Raw genomic sequence first — 19,696 nt, forward strand, 5'->3', positions numbered from 1 at the left:
GCCGGCGACGCTCGGCGGGCGCGCGGTGCTCACCGCCGGCGATCAGTGACAGGTCGTCCACCCTGACCGAGAGCTGGGTGGTGGCGTGCAGACCGTAGCGCCGGGCCTGGTCGTCGAGGAGGTCGAGGAGGGTGCGGCCGGCGCGCCTGGCGGTGGCGGCGATGCCGGCGACCGTGAGGGCGGCGCCGATGCCGTCCTTGTCGTGGACCGGCAGACCGGAGTCGGAGCCGACGCTGTAGCCGATCGCCTCCTCGTAGCCGAAGACCAGCCCGGGGCCCGCCTTGATGATCCACTTGAAGCCGGTGAGCGTCTCGCCGTAGCGAACGCCGTGCGCGCGGGCGATCTTGCCGAGCAGGGTGGACGACACGATCGTGGTGGCCACCATGCGGTCGCCGGACGTGTGCGTGATCACGTGCTCGGCGAGCAGGCCGCCCACCTCGTCGCCGGTCAGCATGCGCCAGGAGCCGTCGCCCAGCGGTACGGCCACCGCGCACCGGTCGGCGTCGGGGTCGTTGGCGATGACGAGGTCGGCCCCGGACTTGGTGGCGAGGGCGATGGCGAGGTCCATCGCGCCCGGCTCCTCCGGGTTCGGGAAGGGCACCGTGGGGAAGTCGGGGTCGGGCTCGCGCTGCTCCTCGACCGACATCGGGCTCTCGAACCCGGCCGCGAGGAACGCGCCGGTCAGGGTCGCCCCGCCCACGCCGTGCAGCGGCGTGTAGGCCACCCGCAGCGCGCGGGCGTCGCCGAGCGGCAGCGCGGTGACCGCGTCGAGGTAGTCGTCGATGATGCCGTCGCTCAGCTCGGTCAGCGTGCCGGGGCCGTTGAGCGGCAGTTCGTCGACGCGCCCGACGGCGTCGATGGCGGCCGAGATCTCGCGGTCGACCGGCGGCACGATCTGGGAGCCGTCGCCCCAGTAGACCTTGTAGCCGTTGTCGCGGGGCGGGTTGTGGCTGGCCGTCACCGTGACCCCCGCGTCGGCGCCGAGGTGGCGGACGGCGAAGGCCAGCACGGGCGTCGGCAGCGGGCCCGGCAGCAGCGAGGCGTGCAACCCCGCCCCGGTCAGCACCGCGGCGGTGTCGCGGGCGAACACGTCGGACTTGTGCCTGGCGTCGTAGCCGATGACGACGTGCTTGCCCGGGCCGAGGACGGCGGCCAGCCCGGCGGCGGCCCGCATGACGGTGACCCGGTTCATCCGGTTCGGCCCGGCTCCCAGCTCGCCGCGCAGACCCGCCGTGCCGAACTCGAGCCTGCTGCCGAAGCGCTCGCCCAGCGCCTCCAGGTCACCTCGGTCCAGCAGGTCGGAGAGCTCGGCCCGGGTCTCGGGGTCGGGGTCCTGGACGAGCCACTGCCTGGCCCGCCGGACGAGGTCGCCGCTCACAGCCGATCGACGATCTTGGCCAGCAGGACGCCCATCCGGGCGGCCGTGGCCCGGCCGACCTCCAGGACCTCCTCGTGGTTGAGCGGCTCGCTCGCCAGGCCCGCCCCCGGGTTGGTGACCAGCGAGATGCCGAGCACGTCCAGGCCGGCCTCGCGGGCCGCGATCGCCTCCAGCACGGTGGACATGCCGATCAGGTCGGCGCCCAGCGTGCGCAGCATGCGGATCTCGGCGGGAGTCTCGTAGGTGGGGCCGCGGAAGGCGGCGTAGACACCCTCGGCGATCTCCGGGTCGACCTCGCGCACGAGCGCGCGCAGCCGCCGCGAGTAGACCTCCGTGAGGTCGAGGAACGTGGTGCCGGTGATCGGGTTGGCGCCCGTCATGTTGATGTGGTCGCTGATCAGCACCGGGTCGCCGACGTTCTGCGTCTCGGGACGCAGCCCGCCCGCCGCGTTGGTCAGCACGACCGTGCCGACCCCCGCCGCCGCGGCCGTGCGCACCCCGTGGACGACCGACTCGACGTCGCGGCCCTCGTAGAGGTGGCTGCGGCCGAGGAAGGCGAGGGCCGACCGCCCGGCTTCGGTGCGGACGACCCTGATCTTGCCGCCGTGCCCCGCGACGGCGGGGGCCGCGAAGCCGGGCAGGTCGGTGAAGGGGATCTCGGCCACGGTCGCGCCGAGCGCGTCGGCCGCCGGGACCCAGCCGGACCCCATGACGAGGGCCACGTCGAAGGAGTCGAGACCCGTGGCGGCCTTCAGCGCCGCGGCGGCCGTACCGGCGAGGGAGTAGGCGTCGTTTGTCACCTTCAGTAGTTTAGGAGCAGCCTGTCGAGCACTCGCACCCCGAACTGCAGCGCCTCCACCGGCACCCGCTCGTCCACGCCGTGGAACATCGACGCGAAGTCCATGTCGGCGGGCAGCCGCAGCGGCACGAACCCGAACCCGCGCACGCCCAGGTCGGCGAAGAACGTCTTGTTGTCCGTGCCGCCCGACATGCAGTACGGCACCGCCCGCGCGGTCGGGTCCTCGGCCTTCAGCGCCGCGATCATCGACTCGACCAGGGCGCCGTCGAACGTGGTCTCCAGCGCGATGTCGTGGTGCACGAACTCGCGGCGCACGTTCGGGCCGAGCAGCGAGTCGATGGTCTTGAAGAAATCGTCCTCGAAGCCGGGCAGGAAGCGCCCGTCGACCACGGCGGTGGCCTGGCCGGGGATGACGTTCGCCTTGTATCCGGCGCCGAGCTGGGTCGGGTTGGCGGTGTGGCTCAGCGTCGCGCCGACGAAGCGGACGAGCGGCCCGATCTTGTCGAGGATCGGCGTGGGGTCCGTCTCGTCGAAGGGCACGCCGAAGGCGTCGGCGACCTCGGTGAGGAAGCGGCGCACCGTCGGGGTGAGCGTGATGGGCCACTCGTGCGCACCGATCCTGGCCACGGCCTTGGCCACCTCGGTGATTGCGTTGTCGGAGTTGAGCATCGAGCCGTGCCCCGCCGTGCCGTCGGCGATCAGCTTCATCCAGCCGAGGCCCTTCTGCGCGGTCTCGATCAGGTAGAGCCGCAGCGACGGGTCCACCTCCAGCGAGTAGCCGCCCACCTCGCTGATCGCCTCGGTGACGCCCTCGAACAGCTCGGGGTGGTGCTCGGTGAGGTACTTGGCGCCGTACACGCCGCCCGCCTCCTCATCGGCCACCCAGGCGAAGACCAGGTCCCGGCGCGGCTTGCGGCCTTCCTGCTTGAGCTGGCGCAGGACGGCCAGCATCATCGCGTCCATGTCCTTCATGTCCACCGCGCCGCGGCCCCAGATGTAGCCGTCGCGCACCTCGCCCGCGAACGGGTCGACCGACCAGTCGGCGGCGTTGGCGGGGACCACGTCCAGGTGGCCGTGGACGAGCAGTGCGGGCAGCGACGGGTCGGCACCCTCGACGCGGGTGACCACGTTGCCGCGTCCGGGGGCGCTCTCCACGTAGGTGGACTCGACGCCGACCTCGGCGAGCCTGGCCATGACCACCTCGGCGGCGGCGCGCTCGCCGGGGCCGGAGCCGTCCCCGTAGTTGCTGCTGTCGGCGCGGATCAGCTCCGCGCAGAGCTCGGCGACTTCCTTCTCTGCTGGTGTCATGGGGTCTTCTCCAAGGTGAGCAGGCCGGACTTGTGGAGGTGGCCGCGCTTGTAGGCGCGGGTGATGAGGGTGACGTCCATGTCGGTGACCTCGTCGAGGGGGCCGACGACGCCGGTCAGGAAGCGGTAGAGGGCGGCCTCGTGGGCGACCGCCACCTGGACGATCACCGAGTGGGTGCCGGTGGTGGCTGCGCAGTACCGGACGTTCGGGTGCGCTGCCAGCGTCTGGCCGACCATGTCGAGGCCGTGCGGGCGCACCTTGAGCCAGAGCTTGGCCTCCACCTCCAGGCCGAGCAGCGCGGGCTCGACCTCCGCCCGCAGCAGCAGGAGCCGCCGGTCGAGCAGCGAGGCGACCCGCTTGCGCGCGGTCGGGACGGAGACGTCCAGCCGTTCGGCGATCGTGGTGAAGGCGATGCGCCCGTCGGCGGCCAGCAGTTCGGCGATCTCCCGCTCCAGCGGTGACAGGCCGTCCTCGTCGGGGAGGCAGTTACGGACGGGAGCCGGGCGCAGCCCGGCCACCTCCTGGTCGGTGAGGTAGGGGGCGTGCCACTCGGCGACGGTCATGAACGTGTGCAGGACGACCTGGGTGCGCGTCTGCAACACCCCGTCGATCTCGGTGATCTGCGTGGTCAGGATGTCGTGCAGGCGGTCCCTGGACGGGGAGACCAGCTCGCAGCCGAGGTCGGCGGCGCCGGTCAGCGAGTAGACCGAGCGCGTGTCGGGCCGGTCGGACAGCGCCTCGGCGACCTGCCGGGACGTGCCGGGCCGGACCTGGACGTGCAGGTGGACGGGCCGCCCGTGACCGGAGCGCAGGTCGTCGTAGATCGCGGTGACGCGGAGCACGCCCTCGGCGATCAGTCGTTGCAACCGGCGTGCCACCGTGCGTTCATGCTCGCCGACGGCCCTGCCGATCTCGCCCCACGCCGCCCGGGGGTTGACCTGAAGGGCAGCGACGAGGCGCCGGTCAAGAACATCCACGTGAGGCCGTTTCTGTGTCGGGTTTGTAAATATATATCCAGACATTTGACTGTTTCGGACGTCCGCATGCACAGTAGGCCATCACAGCACTCGCCAGCAAAGGAGCCACGCGTGGCGACCCCTCCCCTTGCTCAATCGCCGATCGGCATCCCCAGAAGTCGCGTCCGTCAGCTCATGGCGGCCAGCATCGGCAACGTCGTCGAGTGGTTCGACTGGTATACCTACTCGTTCCTCACCGTTTACTTCTCCCCGCAGGTCTTCCCCAAGACCGACAACCCGCTCGTCCCGGTGCTCAGCGCGTTCGCGATCTTCGCCGTGGGCTTCTTCATGCGCCCGTTGGGCGGCCTGCTGGTCGGCGCGTTCGCCGACAGGTACGGCCGCAAGGCCGCGATGACGTTCACCATCGTCCTGATGGGCGGCGGCTCACTGCTGCTCGCGGTCACCCCGACCTACACGGCCGCCGGCGTCCTCGCGCCGATCGTCCTCACCCTGGCCAGGCTGATCCAGGGCCTGTCGGTCGGCGGCGAGTTCGCCGCCGCCACCACGTTCCTGGTCGAGTCCGCGCCTCCCGGCCGGCGCGGCCTGTTCTCGAGCTTCCAGTACGTGAGCACCACGATCGGCCAGCTCCTCGCCTCCGGCCTGGCCGCGCTGCTGGCCTCGTCGCTGGCCGAAGGGGACATGGACAGCTACGGCTGGCGCATCCCGTTCGTGGTCGGCGCGGTGATCAGCCTGGTCGGCCTGTGGATCCGCAAGGGTGCCGAGGAGACCAGCACCGTCGCCGAAGAGATCAAGAAGGGCGAGGTCGAGCGCCCCCGCATGTTCGAGTTCCTGGTCCGCTACCCGACCAAGGCCGCGCTCATCGTCGGCATCACGGTGGCGGGCACGGTCGCGTACTACACGTGGACCACGTTCCTGCCGACCTATGCGCAGCAGAACGTCAACTTCGACAAGGCCGACTCGCTCACCGTGAGCACGATCGCGCTGGTGTTCTTCATGATCCTGCAGCCGCTGCTCGGCATGCTGTCGGACAAGATCGGCCGCAGGCCGATGCTGATCACCTTCGGCCTGGCCTTCACCCTCCTGCCGGTGCCGCTGCTCGGCATGCTGACGAACTCGTTCGCGAGCCTGCTGCTCATCCAGTGCGTGGGCATGGTCTTCCTCGGCTGCTTCACGGCGATCTCGGCCGCGGTCAACTCCGAGCTCTTCCCGACCAGGGTGCGGGCCTCCGGAGCCGGGTTCCCGTACTCGCTGACCGTCGCGATCTTCGGTGGCACCGCGCCGCTGATCGGCACGGCGCTGAAGGACGCCGGCAACTCCGGGCTCTTCCCGTGGTACATGTCGGCGCTCGCGCTGATCTCCACGCTGGTCTACGTCTTCGCCCTGAAGGAGACCAAGGACCAGCCGCTCAGCTAGTCGCCGAGCGACTTGCAGGGGCGCCCCCGCAACTCCTTGACGTAGTCGTCGGGGGCGCCCGCCCGCTCCGCGGCGTCGGCCAGGATGCCCAGGTAACGGGCGGACGGCAGGCCGCCCTCGTAGCCGTCGAGCACGTAGAACCAGGCCACGACCTCGCCCTCGAGCGTCTGCACCCGCAGCCGCACCTTGTGGTGCATGCCGCGTGCCGCGCCCTCCCACTGGTCGAGGGAGTTCTCGTCCCACTCGGGGACGTCGTAGAGGACGACGAAGACGTGCTCGTCGGGATCTTCGACGATGGTGGAGAGAGCGCCCTCCCACCCGATGTCCTCGCCCCCGAACGTCAGGCGCCAGCCCTGCAGCCAGCCCACCCCGCGCATCGGAGAGTGAGGGGCGCGCATCGCCATCTGCTCAGGGTCCATGTTGCTGCCGTAGGCGGCGTAGACAGGCACAGCAGACAAGACTAGCGCGAGGGGGGGCGCCCCGTTCGTAGGCGACTCGGCCGATGCGGGAGAATAGGACACGTGACTAGGATCGTGATCATCGGTGGCGGGCCAGGCGGGTACGAAGCAGCACTCGTGGCCGCGCAACTAGGCGCAGAGGTCACGCTGGTGGAGCAGGACGGCCCGGGTGGCGCGTGCGTGCTCACCGACTGCGTGCCGTCCAAGACTCTGATCGCGACCTCCGTCCGCAAGCAGGCCCTGCTCGACGCGCCCTCGCTCGGCGTCGCCTTCTCCGGCGGCCCCGACGGCGACATCGGCGTGGCCAGCGTCGACCTGCCGCTGGTCAACAAGCGCGTCAAGGAGCTGGCGCAGGCCCAGTCGGCCGACATCGCCACCAGGGTCGCCGCAGAGGGCGTCGAGATCGTCAAGGCGCGCGGGCGGCTCGTCGACCCGCAGGTGGTCAGGGCCGGCGACCGCACCATCAGGGCCGATGTGGTGCTCGTCGCCACCGGGGCCACCCCGCGCGTGCTGCCGGGCGCGGAGCCCGACGGCGAGCGCATCCTGAACTGGCGCCAGCTCTACGACCTCGACGAGCTGCCCGAACACCTGATCGTGGTCGGCTCGGGCGTGACGGGCGCGGAGTTCGCGGGCGCCTACCGCTCCCTGGGAGCCGAGGTCACCCTCGTCTCCAGCCGCGACCGGATGATGCCCAACGAGGACGCAGACGGCGCCGAAGTGCTGGAAGAGGTCTACCGGCGGCGCGGCATGAACGTCATGGGCCGCTCGCGCGCCGCCTCCGTCAAGCGCACCGCCGACGGCGTGGTGGTCACCCTCGAGGACGGCCGCACCGCCGAAGGCTCCCACGCGCTGATGACGGTCGGCATGGTGCCCAACACCGGCGGCATCGGCCTGGAGGAGGCCGGGGTTCAGCTCGACAGGAACGGCTTCATCAAGGTCGACAAGGTCTCGCGCACGTCCGCGCCCGGCGTCTACGCCGCCGGCGACTGCACCGGCGTGCTCATGCTCGCCTCCGTCGCCGCCATGCAGGGCCGCATCGCCGTCTGGCACGCGCTCGGCGAGGCGGTCCAGCCGCTGCGGCTGGCGACGGTCGCCTCCAACATCTTCACCGACCCCGAGATCGCCGCCGTCGGCGTGGCGCAGCGCTCGATCGAGGCCGGCGAGATCGAGGCCAACGTGGTCAAGCTGCCGCTGGCCACCAACGCCCGCGCCAAGATGCAGGGCTTCAACGACGGCTTCGTCAAGCTGTTCTGCCGCCCGCACACCGGCATCGTGCTGGGCGGGGTCGTGGTGGCGCCGCGGGCCTCCGAGCTGATCCTGGCCGTCTCCGTGGCGGTGCAGCAGCGGCTCACTGTAGACCAGCTCGCCCACACGTTCGCGGTGTACCCGTCGCTCTCCGGCTCCATCACCGAGGCCGCCCGCCGCCTCATGCAGCCCGAGGCGTCCATCGGCATCTGAGAGGCTTCCTGCCTGGGGCCTTACGTCAGGTTCTGTCCGCAGGCAGTGAGCAGGGACGCCAGGTGTTGCACCTCCTCGAGGCGCCGCCTGCCGAGATGGCAGGCTCGTCGATCACCAATCGACCGATGTGCCGTCCTCGGCCCACGCCTCGCGCGAGACGATCTTTCCACGGTCGTAAATCAACTCTTCCCCAAGCTGGCCGTTCTCGTGCCAGGTGCGCCACGGACCGTGCCGGCGGCCGTACTCGTGCTCGCGCTCCGACTCGGCCTGGCCGCCGTGATAAAAAGCACGCGAAACTCCGTGCGGAATCCCCTTGAAGAAGTTCTGCTCCGTCATCACGTCGCCATCGGCGTAGAACTCCCACGCCGTTCCCGTATACGGCGCTCCATGATAAAGAACTCGCTGGTTCTCGTCGTATTCGAGTTCATCCATCGTGATGCGCATGAATCCCTCGGCATCAAATGTACGGAGGCGTGAAGTTCGGCACCGTCACGCCGTCGTGCGGATAGCGGGAATAGTATTCGACCGGATTAGGGACATCGTACAAGAAGTGCGTGCAGTTCGCGCAGCACGGGGCCCGTTCGAGATCGTCGACCACCCTGATCCAGCGGTTGTCGAAGTAGAACTCCTGCAGTGTGGCAGGGGTGACGGTCTCACCCCGGGCGGTGCGGTCGAAAAGTGCTTTGTTCACCGCGGTGACCTCGGCATGGGTTCCCGGCTCGGAAAAGTGCGGGAACGCGCCGGGCGGGTAATCCGGCCCGTGGTCGAACGGGCCGACCTCTCTGGACCAGTTCGTCAGTCCGTCGAAGCGCTCGCGGAGCAGGGGATGCAGGTCGTCGGGAACCGCGATCATGTCGTTGACGCCCTCGTACAGCTTTCCGGTCCTCCGGTCCATGAGAACGGAGAGAACCGGACCGGCTTTCTGGTCCGAGAAGGCGAGGTCGGTCTGTTCCTGCCGACGCGTACGGTACTCCAGCCCGCGGCTGCGGGTCAGATCGCCGACGAAGTCGTGCACCGACCTGCCGTTGACCCGCACGATGAGTCCGTCGGCCCCGCGCTCCAGACGTAACTCCTCCGGTCTGGGCAGGGGCATGTGCCGCTCGAGTGGCGCTGCGGGCAGGCGGTCCCGTGTCGGCTTCCCGGAGGTGCCGGCGCCGGACTTGGCGCCTGCCCTCTCGGCGTTCTTCGGCGGCCGTGCGCCGAAGAGGCGACGCAGGCGTGCCTGGACGCCTCTGACCAGTGATTTGCCGAAGAACCGTTCGAGCTCGCGGCGGAAGACGGCCACCGCGCGCTGGGCGATCAGGCGCAGGCCGATGACGAACGTCCGTGCCCGCACGACAGCCATACCGCTGGTGACGACGGCCGCCATGGCGGCCCACAGAAGTGCGGCGGCCACATAGGTGGCCACGATGACGAGCAGTATCTTGAGCGCCTGGACGAGCACCGCGGCGAGAGAGTGACTCGCGGCGAGGACGGACAGGATTATGGCGAGACTGGGCAGGTGCGCGAGATCCGTCTCGTCGTCAAGGTAGTCGGCAAGGAAGGCGAGGAGCGCCTCGACGCCGTCTCCGGCGTTGTCCAGACCGATGGACCCGACGGTGCCGACCAGGGCCGGAACGACGTCGGTGATGAGCTCGCCGGCACAGCGCCAGCACGCGGCGGCGTACTCCTTGAGCCCGTCCTCGTTCTCGGTGGGCCATGGCACGCCCAGCAGGACGAAGGCCTCTTCCAGCTTCGCGGGGAGCATCATCGCCACGAGGGCACCCCCGTCCGTGGCTCACGGAACCCGATCGTCACGCCTTCCCGTGTCACGTTGAAGGTGGACTTCTTAGGACCTGCCGGCGTCCAGCGCCTGGATGGTGGCCGTGCTGGCCTGCTCTGCGGCGTCCGTCCGATCGGTCATCACCCGCAGGCTCGTGCCGGCCTTGTCGAGGTTGTCGTGAAGATGGCGGCACGCCCCGCCGACCGTCTCGTTGATCTGGTCCATCGCCATGCCGATGACACCGATTCCCCACGCCGACCGTCCGCTGCCCGCGATGGTGTTCATCAGCGCATCCGTGTACTGCCCGAACAGGTCGACGGATTCCTGGACGCGCCGCGCGGCACCGGTCATCGACGTCCGGTCGGCCTTCAGCACGTCCGCCACGATTTACCACCCATTCAGCGCAACTTCATGATCGGCGGCTCCACGCTATCACCCGGTATGACGCCAATAGCGGCGTTCTTGAATTCGGTGCCATGACGTCCCAGCACGACGCTCCAGGACACGGGTGGCGGGCTCCTGCGGACGCGCGATCGGGGGCGGCCCTGACGACGAAGGGCGCGCCCCCCCGGGAAGGGGAGCGCGCCCGATCGGCCTGGCTGCTGGTTACCAGTCGCCGCCGCCGAAGTCGCCACCACCGAAGTCCCCGCCGCCGAAGTCGCCCCCGCCGCCGAAGCCGCCGAAGTCGCCTCCACCGCCGAAGTCGCCGCCGCCGCCGGCGTCGGCGTAACCCTCGGCGTAGCCGGCGCCGTAGCCGCCGAAGCCGAAGCCGCCGCCACCGAGCATGCTGCCCATCAGGGTGCCGATGAACATGCCGGTCATGATGTCGCCGAAGCCGCCGTAGTAGCCGTAGGCGTACGGCTGGTAGGCCGGGCCTGCGTCGTAGTACGGGCGGCGCTGCCCGTCGACCATGACCTCGCGCATCTGCGGGTCGAAGCCGCGCTCCACGGCCTCGGCGTCGGCCGCGCAGGCGGGCACGTCGCGCACCGCGCCACCGGGCGGGGCCCAGCGCACGTCACGCACCGACGGGCCGTGCTGCGGGTTGAAGAAGCAGGGCGCGCGCCGCTCGGGGACCGGCTGCTTGTTGACCTTGGCCTTCACCACGGCCAGCGCGTAACGGCCGTCCTCGAGGGTCTGGGTGACGTCGCGGACCTGCTCGGCCCGCTGCACCGCGGCGAGCTGCGTCTTGGCCTTCTCGTAGGAGTCGAGAGCCTGCTGCCACTCGTTGATGTGCTGGCCGCCCTGGCCGGCGAGCTGGACGTCGGTGTCGAGCGCGGTGATCTCCTCGCCGAGCTTGGTGACGTCCTCCTCGACGGTCTGCTTGACCGCCGCGAGGTCCTTGGCGTCCTGGATGGCCTGCTTCTTCTTCTTGTTCTTGGTGTACAGGAACAGGCCGCCACCGCCGACCAGCACGACCGCGCCGATGCCGGCCAGCACGCCGAGGCCGGTGCTGCCGCCCCCGCCCACAGGGCCGGAGTCGAGCGCGGCGCGGGTCTTGCCGGACGAGGCCAGGTTGACCCGCTCGATGAAGTCCTCCATGCCGGCGACGATGTCGTCGTTGGCGCTCACGGCCCGCTTGGCGAGCTGGTCGGTCAGACCGGACTGGCCGAAGTTGGACGCGGCGAACAGCGTCTTGCCGTTGAGCACCGCCACGGTGACCCGGCCGCCGCCCTTGGCCTGGACGGTTGCTCTGCCAAGGGAGTCGACATAGGGCTTGGCGGTGGAGGCGCTCAGCGTGCCGTCGGGCAGCGCCGCCACGTAGATGTCACTCTTGGAGTCCTTCAAGGCGTCACGGATCTTGGACGCTTGGTCCGAGCTCAGCGACGAGCCCGAGTCCAGATAGAGCGGGTCCTTCTTGTCCTTCCAGAAGGACACCACCGACTGTGCGTCAGGGGGGGCCGCCGCGTTGGCGGCCGGGGAAAGCGCGAACACGACGATGAGACCGGCGATCAGGGCCGCGATCGCGGCCCCTGCCCGGCGCAGCGAATGGGTCATTGGCAGCAAGCCTCCTTCGCCCATGAGGACGAACGGGCGATTGGCAAAGTTCCTCAGTCTGCACGTTACCCGTACGGAGTCGGCCGGGTGCGCTGGGCGGCCGGACATCCTGGGGCCTCCGGTCAGGCGTTCTTGATCTCGCAGATGGTCGCCCCGGAGGTGACGGTCTGCCCGACCGCGGCCGTCAGGCCGGTGATCGTGCCGGCCTTGTGCGCGGCCAGCGGCTGCTCCATCTTCATCGCCTCCAGCACCACGACCGTGTCGCCCTCGGCCACGGTGTCGCCGTCGCCTGCGACGACCTTGACGATGGTGCCCTGCATCGGGCTGACGAGCGCGTCGCCGCCTGCCGCCGCCTTCTTGGCGCCGCCCGCCCGCCGCTTGGCCGCCCTGCCCGTGGACGGCGCGCCCGCGGACCGGCCGGCCGTGCCCAGGCCGGCCGGCAGGACCACCTCCAGGCGCTTGCCGCCGACCTCGACCGTCACGCTCTCGCGCGGCTCGGGCTCCTCGGCGGAGACGTCGCCCACGTAGGGCTCGATGGTGTTGTCGAACTCGGTCTCGATCCACCGGGTGTGGACAGTGAACGGCTCGGAGACGAAGGCCGGCTCGGACACGACCGCGCGGTGGAACGGCAGCACGGTCGGCATGCCGTCGATCTCGAACTCGGCCAGCGCCCTGCGCGAGCGCTCCAGCGCCTCCTGGCGGGTGCGTCCGGTCACGATCAGCTTGGCCACCAGTGAGTCGAACGTGCCCGGCACGGTCATGCCCGTCTCGTAGCCGGAGTCGAGCCGCACTCCCGGGCCGGACGGCGGGCGCATGACGCTCAGCGTCCCCGGCGCGGGCAGGAAGCCGCGGCCCGCGTCCTCGGCGTTGATCCGGAACTCGATCGCGTGGCCGCGCAGCTCGGGGTCGCCGTAGCCGAGCGGTTCGCCGTCGGCGATGCGGAACATCTCGCGGACCAGGTCGACGCCCGCGACCTCCTCCGTGACGGGGTGCTCGACCTGCAGCCGGGTGTTGACCTCCAGGAAGGAGATCGTGCCGTCCTGGCCGACGAGGAACTCGCAGGTGCCGGCCCCGACGTAGCCCGCCTCGCGCAGGATCGCCTTGGAGCTGGAGTAGAGCGTCTCGAGCTGGGCCTGCGACAGGAACGGCGCGGGCGCCTCCTCGACCAGCTTCTGGTGGCGGCGCTGGAGCGAGCAGTCGCGGGTGCTGACCACGACCACGTTGCCGTCATGGTCGGCCAGGCACTGCGTCTCGACGTGGCGGGGACGGTCGAGGTAGCGCTCGACGAAGCACTCGCCGCGGCCGAAGGCGGCGACCGCCTCGCGCACCGCCGACTCGTACAGCTCGGGGACCTCTTCCAGGGTGCGGGCCACCTTGATGCCGCGCCCGCCGCCGCCGTACGCGGCCTTGATCGCGATGGGCAGCCCGTGCTCCTCGGCGAACGCGACCACCTCGTCGACGCCCGAGACGGGGTCGGTGGTGCCGGCGACCAGCGGCGCGCCGACCTTCTGCGCGATGTGCCTGGCCCGCACCTTGTCGCCGAGCGCGGCGATGGCGGCGGGCGGCGGGCCGATCCAGGTCAGGCCCGCGTCGAGGACGGCCTGCGCGAAGTCGGCGTTCTCGGCCAGGAAGCCGTAGCCGGGGTGTACGGCGTCGGCCCCCGACTGCTGGGCGATCTTCAGCAGCTTGGCGATGTCGAGGTAGGTCTCGGCGGGGGACTGCCCGCCCAGCGCGTACGCCTCGTCGGCGACTCTGGCGTGCAGCGAGTCGAGGTCTTGGTCGGCATAGACGGCCACGCTGCCGATTCCGGCGTCCTTGCACGCGCGGGCGACCCGCACGGCGATCTCGCCTCGGTTGGCGATCAGAACCTTCTGCACCGACGTTCGTCCTTCCTCGACGGGCACCCAACGGAGTTTAGGCGCCGGTTGCCGGCTTGTCGTCAGCGGCCCAGATAGGCGCCGCCGTTGACGTGCACCACCTGCCCTGTCAGGTGCCTCGCCCCCGGTGAGGCGAGGAAGAGCACGCTGTCGGCCACGTCCGACGGGGTGCCGGGCCGCCCGTTGCGGGTGTTCTGGACGCGGGCCATGATGCCCTCGTCGGTCAGCCTGCCACGGAAGAACTCGGTGTCGACCACCAGCCCCGGCGCGACCACGTTCGCGGTGATGCCCTTGGGGCCGAGCTCGGCCGCCAGGTCGGCGGTCCACGACTCGACGGCCGCCTTGGACGCGCCGTACGAGCCTGAGCCTGTGCCGCGCGCGGCGATGGAGCCGATGGAGATGATCCTGCCGCCCTTGTTCATCCGCGGCAGCAGCGCGGTGGTGACGAGCACCGCCGACATCAGGTTCGCGTTGAGGTTGGCCCACCACGCCTCGGCCACGCCCGCCAGGTCGGCAGTGCCGGACGGCTTCTGCCTGCGGTCCAGGTTGGTGTTGGCGCCCGCGTTGTTGACCAGCACGTCCACCCGCTCCGGCAGCTTCCGCGCGGCCTCCTCGACGGCGTGCGGGCTGGAGGCGTCGAACGGCAGGTGCGCGGCGCCGAGCCGCTCCGCGGCCTCCTTAAGCACGTGCTCGCGGCGGCCGGTGATCGTGACGTGGTCGCCGAGTGAGACGAACGCCGCGGCCACCGCGTACCCGATGCCGGTTCCGCCGCCGGTGACCACTACCTCGCGCATGGACGGGACACTCCTTCGGCCGAACATTCCTCTGGTAGACCATAGCCGCTCGGCATAACGGCGGCGAGGAGCGGGCGGCCCATCTATGGTGAGTGCGCTTTCCCATCAATCCTGGAGGTATGCATGAGCCAGAGCATGCTCGGTGGCGACCCGCAGGAAATGCAGCAAATGGCCGCCCAGTTCAGGCAGCAGTCGGAGGCGGTGCGCACCACGATGGCCGCGCTCGACCGTGAGGCGGGCAAGGTCGGCACGGCCTGGACAGGTCCGGGCGCGGAGAAGTTCCGCGACGCCTGGCAGAGCTACCGCGCGGCGTTCCAGCGCATGACGGAAGAGTTGAACGAGGCTGGTCGGGTCATCACCACGTACCAGACCAACATCGAGTCCGCGACGCGCTGATCCATCGGGAGAGCCCCGGCGTTCGCCGGGGCTTTTTCGCGAGCCTGCCATGCCCGCCAGACCGGGACAATATATGCTTTCCGGTCATGATCCAGCGGACCCTTCTGGCCTGCGCGCTCGCCACCGCGGGGGTCGCCGCCGCGCCGGCCGCCGCCTACGCCGAGCCCGTGCGGTGCAACCCCGAGAAGGGCTCGATGCAGGTCGGGGAGTCGTGGGCGCAGAAGCGGCTGAACGCGCGGAGCGTGTGGAAGCTGACGAGCGGCGAGGGGGTCACGGTCGCCGTCATCGACAGCGGCGTCGATCTCAGGCACCCGTCGCTGGCCGGAGCGGTCGTCAGGCAGGTCGATCTCACCCGCACCGGGCATCGTGACTGCGTGGGCCACGGCACCGCCACCGCCGGCATCATCGCCGGACGCTACCTCCAGGGCGTTCCCTTCTACGGGGTCGCGCCGAGGGCCCGGCTTATCTCGTACAAGCAGACCAACGAGCAGGAAGGCGAGGTCGGGAAGCTCGCCGACGCGATCGTCAAGGCGGCCGAGGCCGGCGTCGATGTGATCAACATCTCCGTCCAGGCCGGCAACCAGCCCGACCTGAAGCAGGCGGTCGACTACGCGCTCTCGCGCGACGTGGTGATCGTGGCGGCGGCGGGGAACGTCGAGAAGGGCGGCGTCACCACGCCCGCCTACCCGGCCGCCTACGAGGGCGTGCTCTCGGTGGGCGCCGTCACCGAGGACGGCCGGCGCTCCGACTTCTCCAACACCGGATCCAGGGTCGGCGTGGTGGCGCCGGGCGAGAAGATCACCAGCTCGTGGACCGGCCGCTCCTTCCGCAGCGACCTTCAGGGGACGAGCTTCGCCGCGCCGTACGTGGCGGGCGTCGCCGCGCTGGTGCGCTCCCGGTATCCGCGCCTGAACGAGGAGCAGGTGCGGCGGCGGATCGAGAACACCGCCGACGGCGCGCTCGGCGACGGCACGGGGGCCGGGATGGTGAACCCGCTGCTCGCGATCACCGCGGTCCTCCCGTCGGAGGAGGTGGCGGTGGCCGGGCCGCCGCCCGCCCCGCTGTCGGCGGGGCTCGTGACCAAGGCGTCGCCGGTCGACCAGCGCGCGATCAACGTCGGCATGGCCGTGGGAGCGGGCGCGCTCGCAGGCATGGGAGCGCTCGTCGTCGGCCGCATGGTGGTGCCGATGGGCAGGCGGAGGGGCTGGCGGGCGGGCCGCCACAACTGATGGCATCGATCGGATGAACAACGATCATTAGGGTCCGAAACCCCTGATGCTGCTGTGACAAATTTGGTTCAATGTACCGCGAATCATGATTTGTCATTGGAAGGGCTGTCATGGACTCCTTACTTCCGGGTGATCCCGACCAGGTAGGCGCCTACGCCATCATCGGACGGCTGGGCGAAGGTCCCCGTGGGGTCGTCTACCTGGGGCGTGACAGCGACGACGGGACGCCGAGGGCGATCAAACTGCTGCCCGGCACGCCGGACGAGGCGGAGGCCGTCCAGCGGCTCAAGGCCGCCCAGCGGGTGTCGAGCTCCTACATCGCGCGGGTCCTCGACACTGGCGTGTGGGAGGGGCGGCCGTACGTCGTCCGGGAGCACGTCGAGGGGCGCAGCCTCGCCGAACTCGTCGAGGCCGAGGGCCCGCTGTCCGCGGACGCGCTGGAGCGCGTCGCGGTGGGCGTGCTGACCGCGCTGACCCCCATTCACCTGGCGGGCCTGGTTCACGGCGGGCTCAGCCCCAACAACGTGATCATGGGTGCGGACGGCCCCCGGGTCACGGACGTCGCCGTCGGCGAGCCGATGGGCGAGGTCGGATACCGCTCGCCCGAGCAGTTGAACGGCGAGGCCTTCGGGGCCTACTCGGACGTCTTCTCGTGGGCCTCGGTCGTGGCGTTCGCCGCCACCGGCCGGCCGCCCTTCGGCCAGGACGCGGAGGCCGTCATGAAGACGGCGCCGGACCTGGGAGAGCTGGCGGAGCCGCTGCGCCGGGTCGTGCTCTCCTGCCTGGCCAAGCTGGTCGCGCAGCGGCCGACGACGTACACCGCGCTGCTGCAGCTGATGGGTGACAAGAGCTCCGGCCTGCCGGTCGCCGGTCCCGTCCCGGACCCGGGGCAGCTCGCCGTGCCTGTGCAGGCTCCGCCCAGCGACGAGACGATGCTGCTCGCGCCGCGTGACGAGGCGCCCCTGCAGGGGCAGGTGCACCTGCAGGGTCTGGCCGTGCCGCCCGCGCCCGTGGTGGTACCCGAGCCGGTCGCCACCGCGCCGACCTGGGGGCCGCCGCCCGTTCCTGGGCCGCAGGAGGCGCAGCAGTCCTGGTCGCCGCCCGGGCCCATGCAGGCCGCCACGAGCATCCCGTCGCGCAGGTCGTTCCCCATCGGGCTGGTCGCGGCCTCCGCGGCGGTCGTCCTGGTCTCGGCTCTCGGCCTGTGGGGAGCGAGCCGGTACGCCTCGACGCAGACCACCCTGCAGCCGGCGGCGGCAGCGGCGGACAAGACGCTGTCCCCGTCCACAGCGGCGAGCGCGCAGGACGCTCCCACCTCCGTCGACGTCCAGCAGCAACAGCAGCAGCCGGCGCCCACGGACCAGGCGGAGGTGACGGTGCCCTGGGCTGACACGCCCGCGCCGCAGGCCACCGGCGTGCTGCCGTTCGAGCTGCCCAGGGACGAGCCGACCACGGTGCCGGTTCCCGAGCTGAGCACGGTTCCGACGCAGGTGCCCACCCAGGTGGCCACGCAGCCTCAGCCCCTGGCGACGCAGCCGATCGCGCAGCCGACGGTGACGATCACGGCGCAGCCGACGCAGAAGCCGACCGAGTCGGCCAAGGAGGCGGAGCCCACCCCGACGAAGACGCGGCACAGGCCCACGCCGAAGCCGACTCCGACGGAGGAGCAGAAGCCGACCGAGGAGCCGACCCCGACGCCCACTCCGACGCCGACCCCGACGCGGACGCCGACCCGGACGGAGGAGCCGACGCCGACCGAGAGGCCGACGACGCAGGCGCCGAAGCCGACTCCCACCCAGAAGCCGACGACGCAGGCGCCGAAGCCGACTCCCACCCAGAAGCCGACGACCGAGGCGCCGAAGCCGTCCCCCACCCAGAAGCCGACGACCGAGGCGCCGAAGCCGTCCCCGACGCAGACGAGGAACCCGTACACGGCCACCCAGGTCTGCGGCGGCGGCTTCAGCGTGCAGCGGTCCAGCTCGTTCTCCGGAGGCGTCACCTACCAGCTGTACAACGGCGGCACGGGCCAGAACTGCGTGGTGACGATCAAGACCACGGACATCGGCAGGTCCACCCCGGTCAGCGCCACCCTGGACGTGCAGGGCGGCGGTAGCCAGACCGACAGCGGCAACTTCGAGTACTACGCCGGGCCGGTGAAGCTCCCGGCCAAGGGCAAGTGCGTGAAGTACTCGGGCAGCGCCGGCTCGGGCAGCACCAGCGCCGACTGGGGGAACTGCGGGTGACAGGCCGTCCGGGAGGCCCGGACGGATAGGGAGAGGACGTGCTCCGCTCGGTTGGGGCACGTCCTCTCGTCATGTCAGTAGGGGCGGTAGGGCCCGCCGCTCTCCAGCGACGCGATACCCGGGTGGTGGGCGAGGTCGCCGTAGCGGCTGTAGGTGTAGAGCACGCCCGCGATGATGTTGTCGACCGGCTCCAGGATCTGCTTGTGGCCGGGCAGGCTGTGCGCGTTGAACGTGGGCGGGATCGTCTGCATGAGGCCCTGCGACGGGACCCCGTTCTGCGCGTTGATGTCCCAGTTGTTGATCGCGCTAGGGTTGCCGCCCGACTCGTGGTAGATGATGGTCCAGATCCGCTCGATGTCCTTGGGGTCGTTCGGATCCAGGTCGCTCACGTCGAGGCCGCGCTTGCGCATGATCGCGGCCATCTCCGGCGACTTGATGACGTCGATCGCCTCTTTGATCCACTTGACGACCTCGGACTTCGGCTGTGGCGTGGTGCCGCCCGAGGACGTGCCCGTGTAGCCGTAACTGCCGGTGCCGTTCGACGCGCCCGTGCCGCCCCCGCCCCCGCTGCCGCCTCCGGCGAGCTGGGTGCGCTCGAGCTCGGACGGGGAGACCGCGACCCACTCCACCTTGTGCCCGGGGCCGGGGACGAACTCCTGGTCACCGGCGAGCGGGATGTCGGAGAAGAGCAGCTTCTCCTCGCCGAAGCGCTTGTTGATGCCCGACAGCAACGTGGACATCACGCTCTCGGCCTTGTCCACGGCGGGCTGCGCGTCGCCCGCGGCCGCGCTGATCTTGCCGGAGATGGCCTTGTCGAGATCGTCCTGGGTCGCGTCGGGGTCGTTCTTGTGCGCCGTGCGCTCGGCCGCGACCTGCTGCAGCAGCAGGTTGCCGATCCTGTCGACGTCCGTCTTGGCCGTGACCAGGGCGTCCGCGACGTCGTTCAGCTTGCCGGCGCAGTCCACCAGCGCGTCGTTCATCCCTTGGCCGGCCTTGCCGTACTTGCCCATGTAGGTGACGAAAGCGTCGGCGGAGGCGCCCTTCCAGTGGTCGTCCACCCTCTTGACCGCGCCCGCCAGGACGTTCATGTTGCCCACGGCGTCGTATCCGGCGAGGTTCCAGCGGGAGGCGATGCGCCTGATCTCCTCCGGGTCGCCGTCGACCTTGTCCATGACCGCCGTGAACTTGTTGTGTCCACCGGTGAGGGCGGCGATCTGCTCACGCAGGCTCACTTCGCATCCTTCCCGGTGGAGGCCTTGTCGGCCGTGCGGATGTTCCGCCGGACCTGGTCGAGGGCGCGCTCCACGCCGTCGAGGCGGCGCTTGGCCGCGTCCAGCTCATCGGACACCTTCTGCTCCACGGCGTCGACGGCGGAGGCCAGCCCATCGGAGGGGGCGAGGTCGCCGAAGACCTTGGAGAGGGGTTTCTTCCCGGGGAACGCGGCGCCGAACTCGCCCGGCGTCTTGTCCATGGGCTTGCCGTCCTTGAGCTTGACGATGTCGGTGGCTCGACCGTTCACCGAGTCCTGGAGCTGCTCGAGTGCCTTCTGGCTCAGATCGACGCCTGCCACCGAGTCGTCCTTTCTGGCGGTCCGTGCGCATTGTCGGGA

Annotated in this window: 18 protein-coding genes; 5 read left to right on the plus strand and 13 right to left on the minus strand. The window is 70.5% G+C overall.

Annotated elements, in window-relative coordinates; all coding sequences use genetic code 11:
• The 4 genes from ABZ297_RS08850 to ABZ297_RS08865 all read right to left on the minus strand — a co-directional run.
• Nucleotides 1-1,378 (minus strand): phospho-sugar mutase (locus ABZ297_RS08850; protein ID WP_355341676.1); only part of this gene is annotated, 1,378 nt, incomplete at its 3' end.
• Nucleotides 1,375-2,178: a purine-nucleoside phosphorylase gene (locus tag ABZ297_RS08855; RefSeq protein ID WP_355341679.1), complete on the minus strand. Its 804-nt coding sequence runs from the start codon at nt 2,176-2,178 to the stop codon at nt 1,375-1,377. The genes ABZ297_RS08850 and ABZ297_RS08855, both read right to left, overlap by 4 nt.
• A 2-nt stretch (nt 2,179-2,180) precedes the next feature.
• Complete coding sequence (locus tag ABZ297_RS08860; protein WP_355341682.1) at nt 2,181-3,485, minus strand: M20/M25/M40 family metallo-hydrolase; 1,305 nt, start codon at nt 3,483-3,485, stop codon at nt 2,181-2,183.
• Nucleotides 3,482-4,462 carry an Lrp/AsnC family transcriptional regulator gene (locus ABZ297_RS08865; RefSeq protein WP_355341685.1) on the minus strand — a complete coding sequence of 327 codons (981 nt, stop codon included), beginning with the start codon at nt 4,460-4,462 and terminating at the stop codon, nt 3,482-3,484. Before ABZ297_RS08865 ends, ABZ297_RS08860 begins: the two co-directional genes overlap by 4 nt.
• A 111-nt stretch (nt 4,463-4,573) precedes the next feature.
• Between ABZ297_RS08865 and ABZ297_RS08870 the strand changes: the two genes are divergently transcribed.
• Nucleotides 4,574-5,875, plus strand: coding sequence for an MFS transporter (locus ABZ297_RS08870; RefSeq protein WP_355341688.1), 1,302 nt, complete (start codon nt 4,574-4,576; stop codon nt 5,873-5,875).
• Here the strand turns inward: ABZ297_RS08870 and ABZ297_RS08875 are convergent.
• Nucleotides 5,872-6,324: a gamma-glutamylcyclotransferase gene (locus ABZ297_RS08875; RefSeq protein ID WP_350803703.1), complete on the minus strand. Its 453-nt coding sequence runs from the start codon at nt 6,322-6,324 to the stop codon at nt 5,872-5,874. The genes ABZ297_RS08870 and ABZ297_RS08875 overlap by 4 nt on opposite strands.
• Before the next feature lie 72 nt (nt 6,325-6,396).
• On the opposite strand from ABZ297_RS08875, the gene ABZ297_RS08880 reads away from it, so the two are divergent.
• Entirely contained in the window at nt 6,397-7,791 is a 1,395-nt protein-coding gene (locus tag ABZ297_RS08880) for an NAD(P)H-quinone dehydrogenase (RefSeq protein ID WP_350803702.1), read from the plus strand.
• 111 nt (nt 7,792-7,902) lie between these two features.
• Here the strand turns inward: ABZ297_RS08880 and ABZ297_RS08885 are convergent, their stop codons facing one another.
• The 6 genes from ABZ297_RS08885 to ABZ297_RS08910 all read right to left on the minus strand — a co-directional run bounded on the left by ABZ297_RS08885 (nt 7,903) and on the right by ABZ297_RS08910 (nt 14,219).
• Nucleotides 7,903-8,235 carry a hypothetical protein gene (locus ABZ297_RS08885; RefSeq protein WP_355341692.1) on the minus strand — a complete coding sequence of 111 codons (333 nt, stop codon included), beginning with the start codon at nt 8,233-8,235 and terminating at the stop codon, nt 7,903-7,905.
• A 13-nt stretch (nt 8,236-8,248) separates the two neighbouring features.
• Nucleotides 8,249-9,547, minus strand: a complete 1,299-nt coding sequence (locus tag ABZ297_RS08890; protein WP_355341695.1) for a hypothetical protein — start codon at nt 9,545-9,547, stop codon at nt 8,249-8,251.
• 72 nt (nt 9,548-9,619) lie between these two features.
• Nucleotides 9,620-9,937 carry a hypothetical protein gene (locus tag ABZ297_RS08895; RefSeq protein WP_355341697.1) on the minus strand — a complete coding sequence of 106 codons (318 nt, stop codon included), beginning with the start codon at nt 9,935-9,937 and terminating at the stop codon, nt 9,620-9,622.
• Between the two features lie 222 nt (nt 9,938-10,159).
• Nucleotides 10,160-11,548 (minus strand): hypothetical protein, encoded by a 1,389-nt coding sequence (locus ABZ297_RS08900; protein ID WP_355341700.1) that lies wholly within the window; start codon nt 11,546-11,548, stop codon nt 10,160-10,162.
• A 122-nt stretch (nt 11,549-11,670) separates the two neighbouring features.
• Nucleotides 11,671-13,425, minus strand: a complete 1,755-nt coding sequence (locus ABZ297_RS08905; protein ID WP_355341703.1) for a biotin carboxylase N-terminal domain-containing protein — start codon at nt 13,423-13,425, stop codon at nt 11,671-11,673.
• 62 nt (nt 13,426-13,487) lie between these two features.
• Nucleotides 13,488-14,219, minus strand: a complete 732-nt coding sequence (locus ABZ297_RS08910; RefSeq protein WP_355341706.1) for an SDR family oxidoreductase — start codon at nt 14,217-14,219, stop codon at nt 13,488-13,490.
• A gap of 123 nt (nt 14,220-14,342) precedes the next feature.
• Here ABZ297_RS08910 and ABZ297_RS08915 point away from each other — a divergent pair, with 123 nt between their 5' ends.
• The 3 genes from ABZ297_RS08915 (at nt 14,343) to ABZ297_RS08925 (ending at nt 18,087) form a co-directional block, all read left to right on the plus strand.
• Nucleotides 14,343-14,615, plus strand: a complete 273-nt coding sequence (locus tag ABZ297_RS08915; protein ID WP_355341709.1) for a WXG100 family type VII secretion target — start codon at nt 14,343-14,345, stop codon at nt 14,613-14,615.
• Nucleotides 14,616-14,701: 86 nt separating this feature from the next.
• On the plus strand, nt 14,702-15,844 hold the full coding sequence (gene mycP, locus ABZ297_RS08920; RefSeq protein ID WP_355341712.1) for a type VII secretion-associated serine protease mycosin: 1,143 nt from the start codon (nt 14,702-14,704) through the stop codon (nt 15,842-15,844).
• 110 nt (nt 15,845-15,954) lie between these two features.
• Entirely contained in the window at nt 15,955-18,087 is a 2,133-nt protein-coding gene (locus ABZ297_RS08925; RefSeq protein ID WP_355341715.1) for a protein kinase, read from the plus strand.
• Between the two features lie 74 nt (nt 18,088-18,161).
• Here ABZ297_RS08925 and ABZ297_RS08930 read toward each other — a convergent pair whose 3' ends face one another.
• Both ABZ297_RS08930 and ABZ297_RS08935 read right to left on the minus strand, forming a co-directional pair.
• Entirely contained in the window at nt 18,162-19,319 is a 1,158-nt protein-coding gene (locus tag ABZ297_RS08930; protein WP_355341718.1) for a transglycosylase SLT domain-containing protein, read from the minus strand.
• A complete protein-coding gene (locus ABZ297_RS08935; protein ID WP_355341721.1) occupies nt 19,316-19,657 on the minus strand; it encodes a hypothetical protein in 342 nt (113 codons plus the stop codon). The genes ABZ297_RS08930 and ABZ297_RS08935 overlap by 4 nt, the downstream gene beginning before the upstream one ends.
• Between the last annotated feature and the right edge of the window lie 39 nt (nt 19,658-19,696).

The organism is Nonomuraea sp. NPDC005983 (genome assembly GCF_040614375.1).
Classification (GTDB): domain Bacteria; phylum Actinomycetota; class Actinomycetes; order Streptosporangiales; family Streptosporangiaceae; genus Nonomuraea.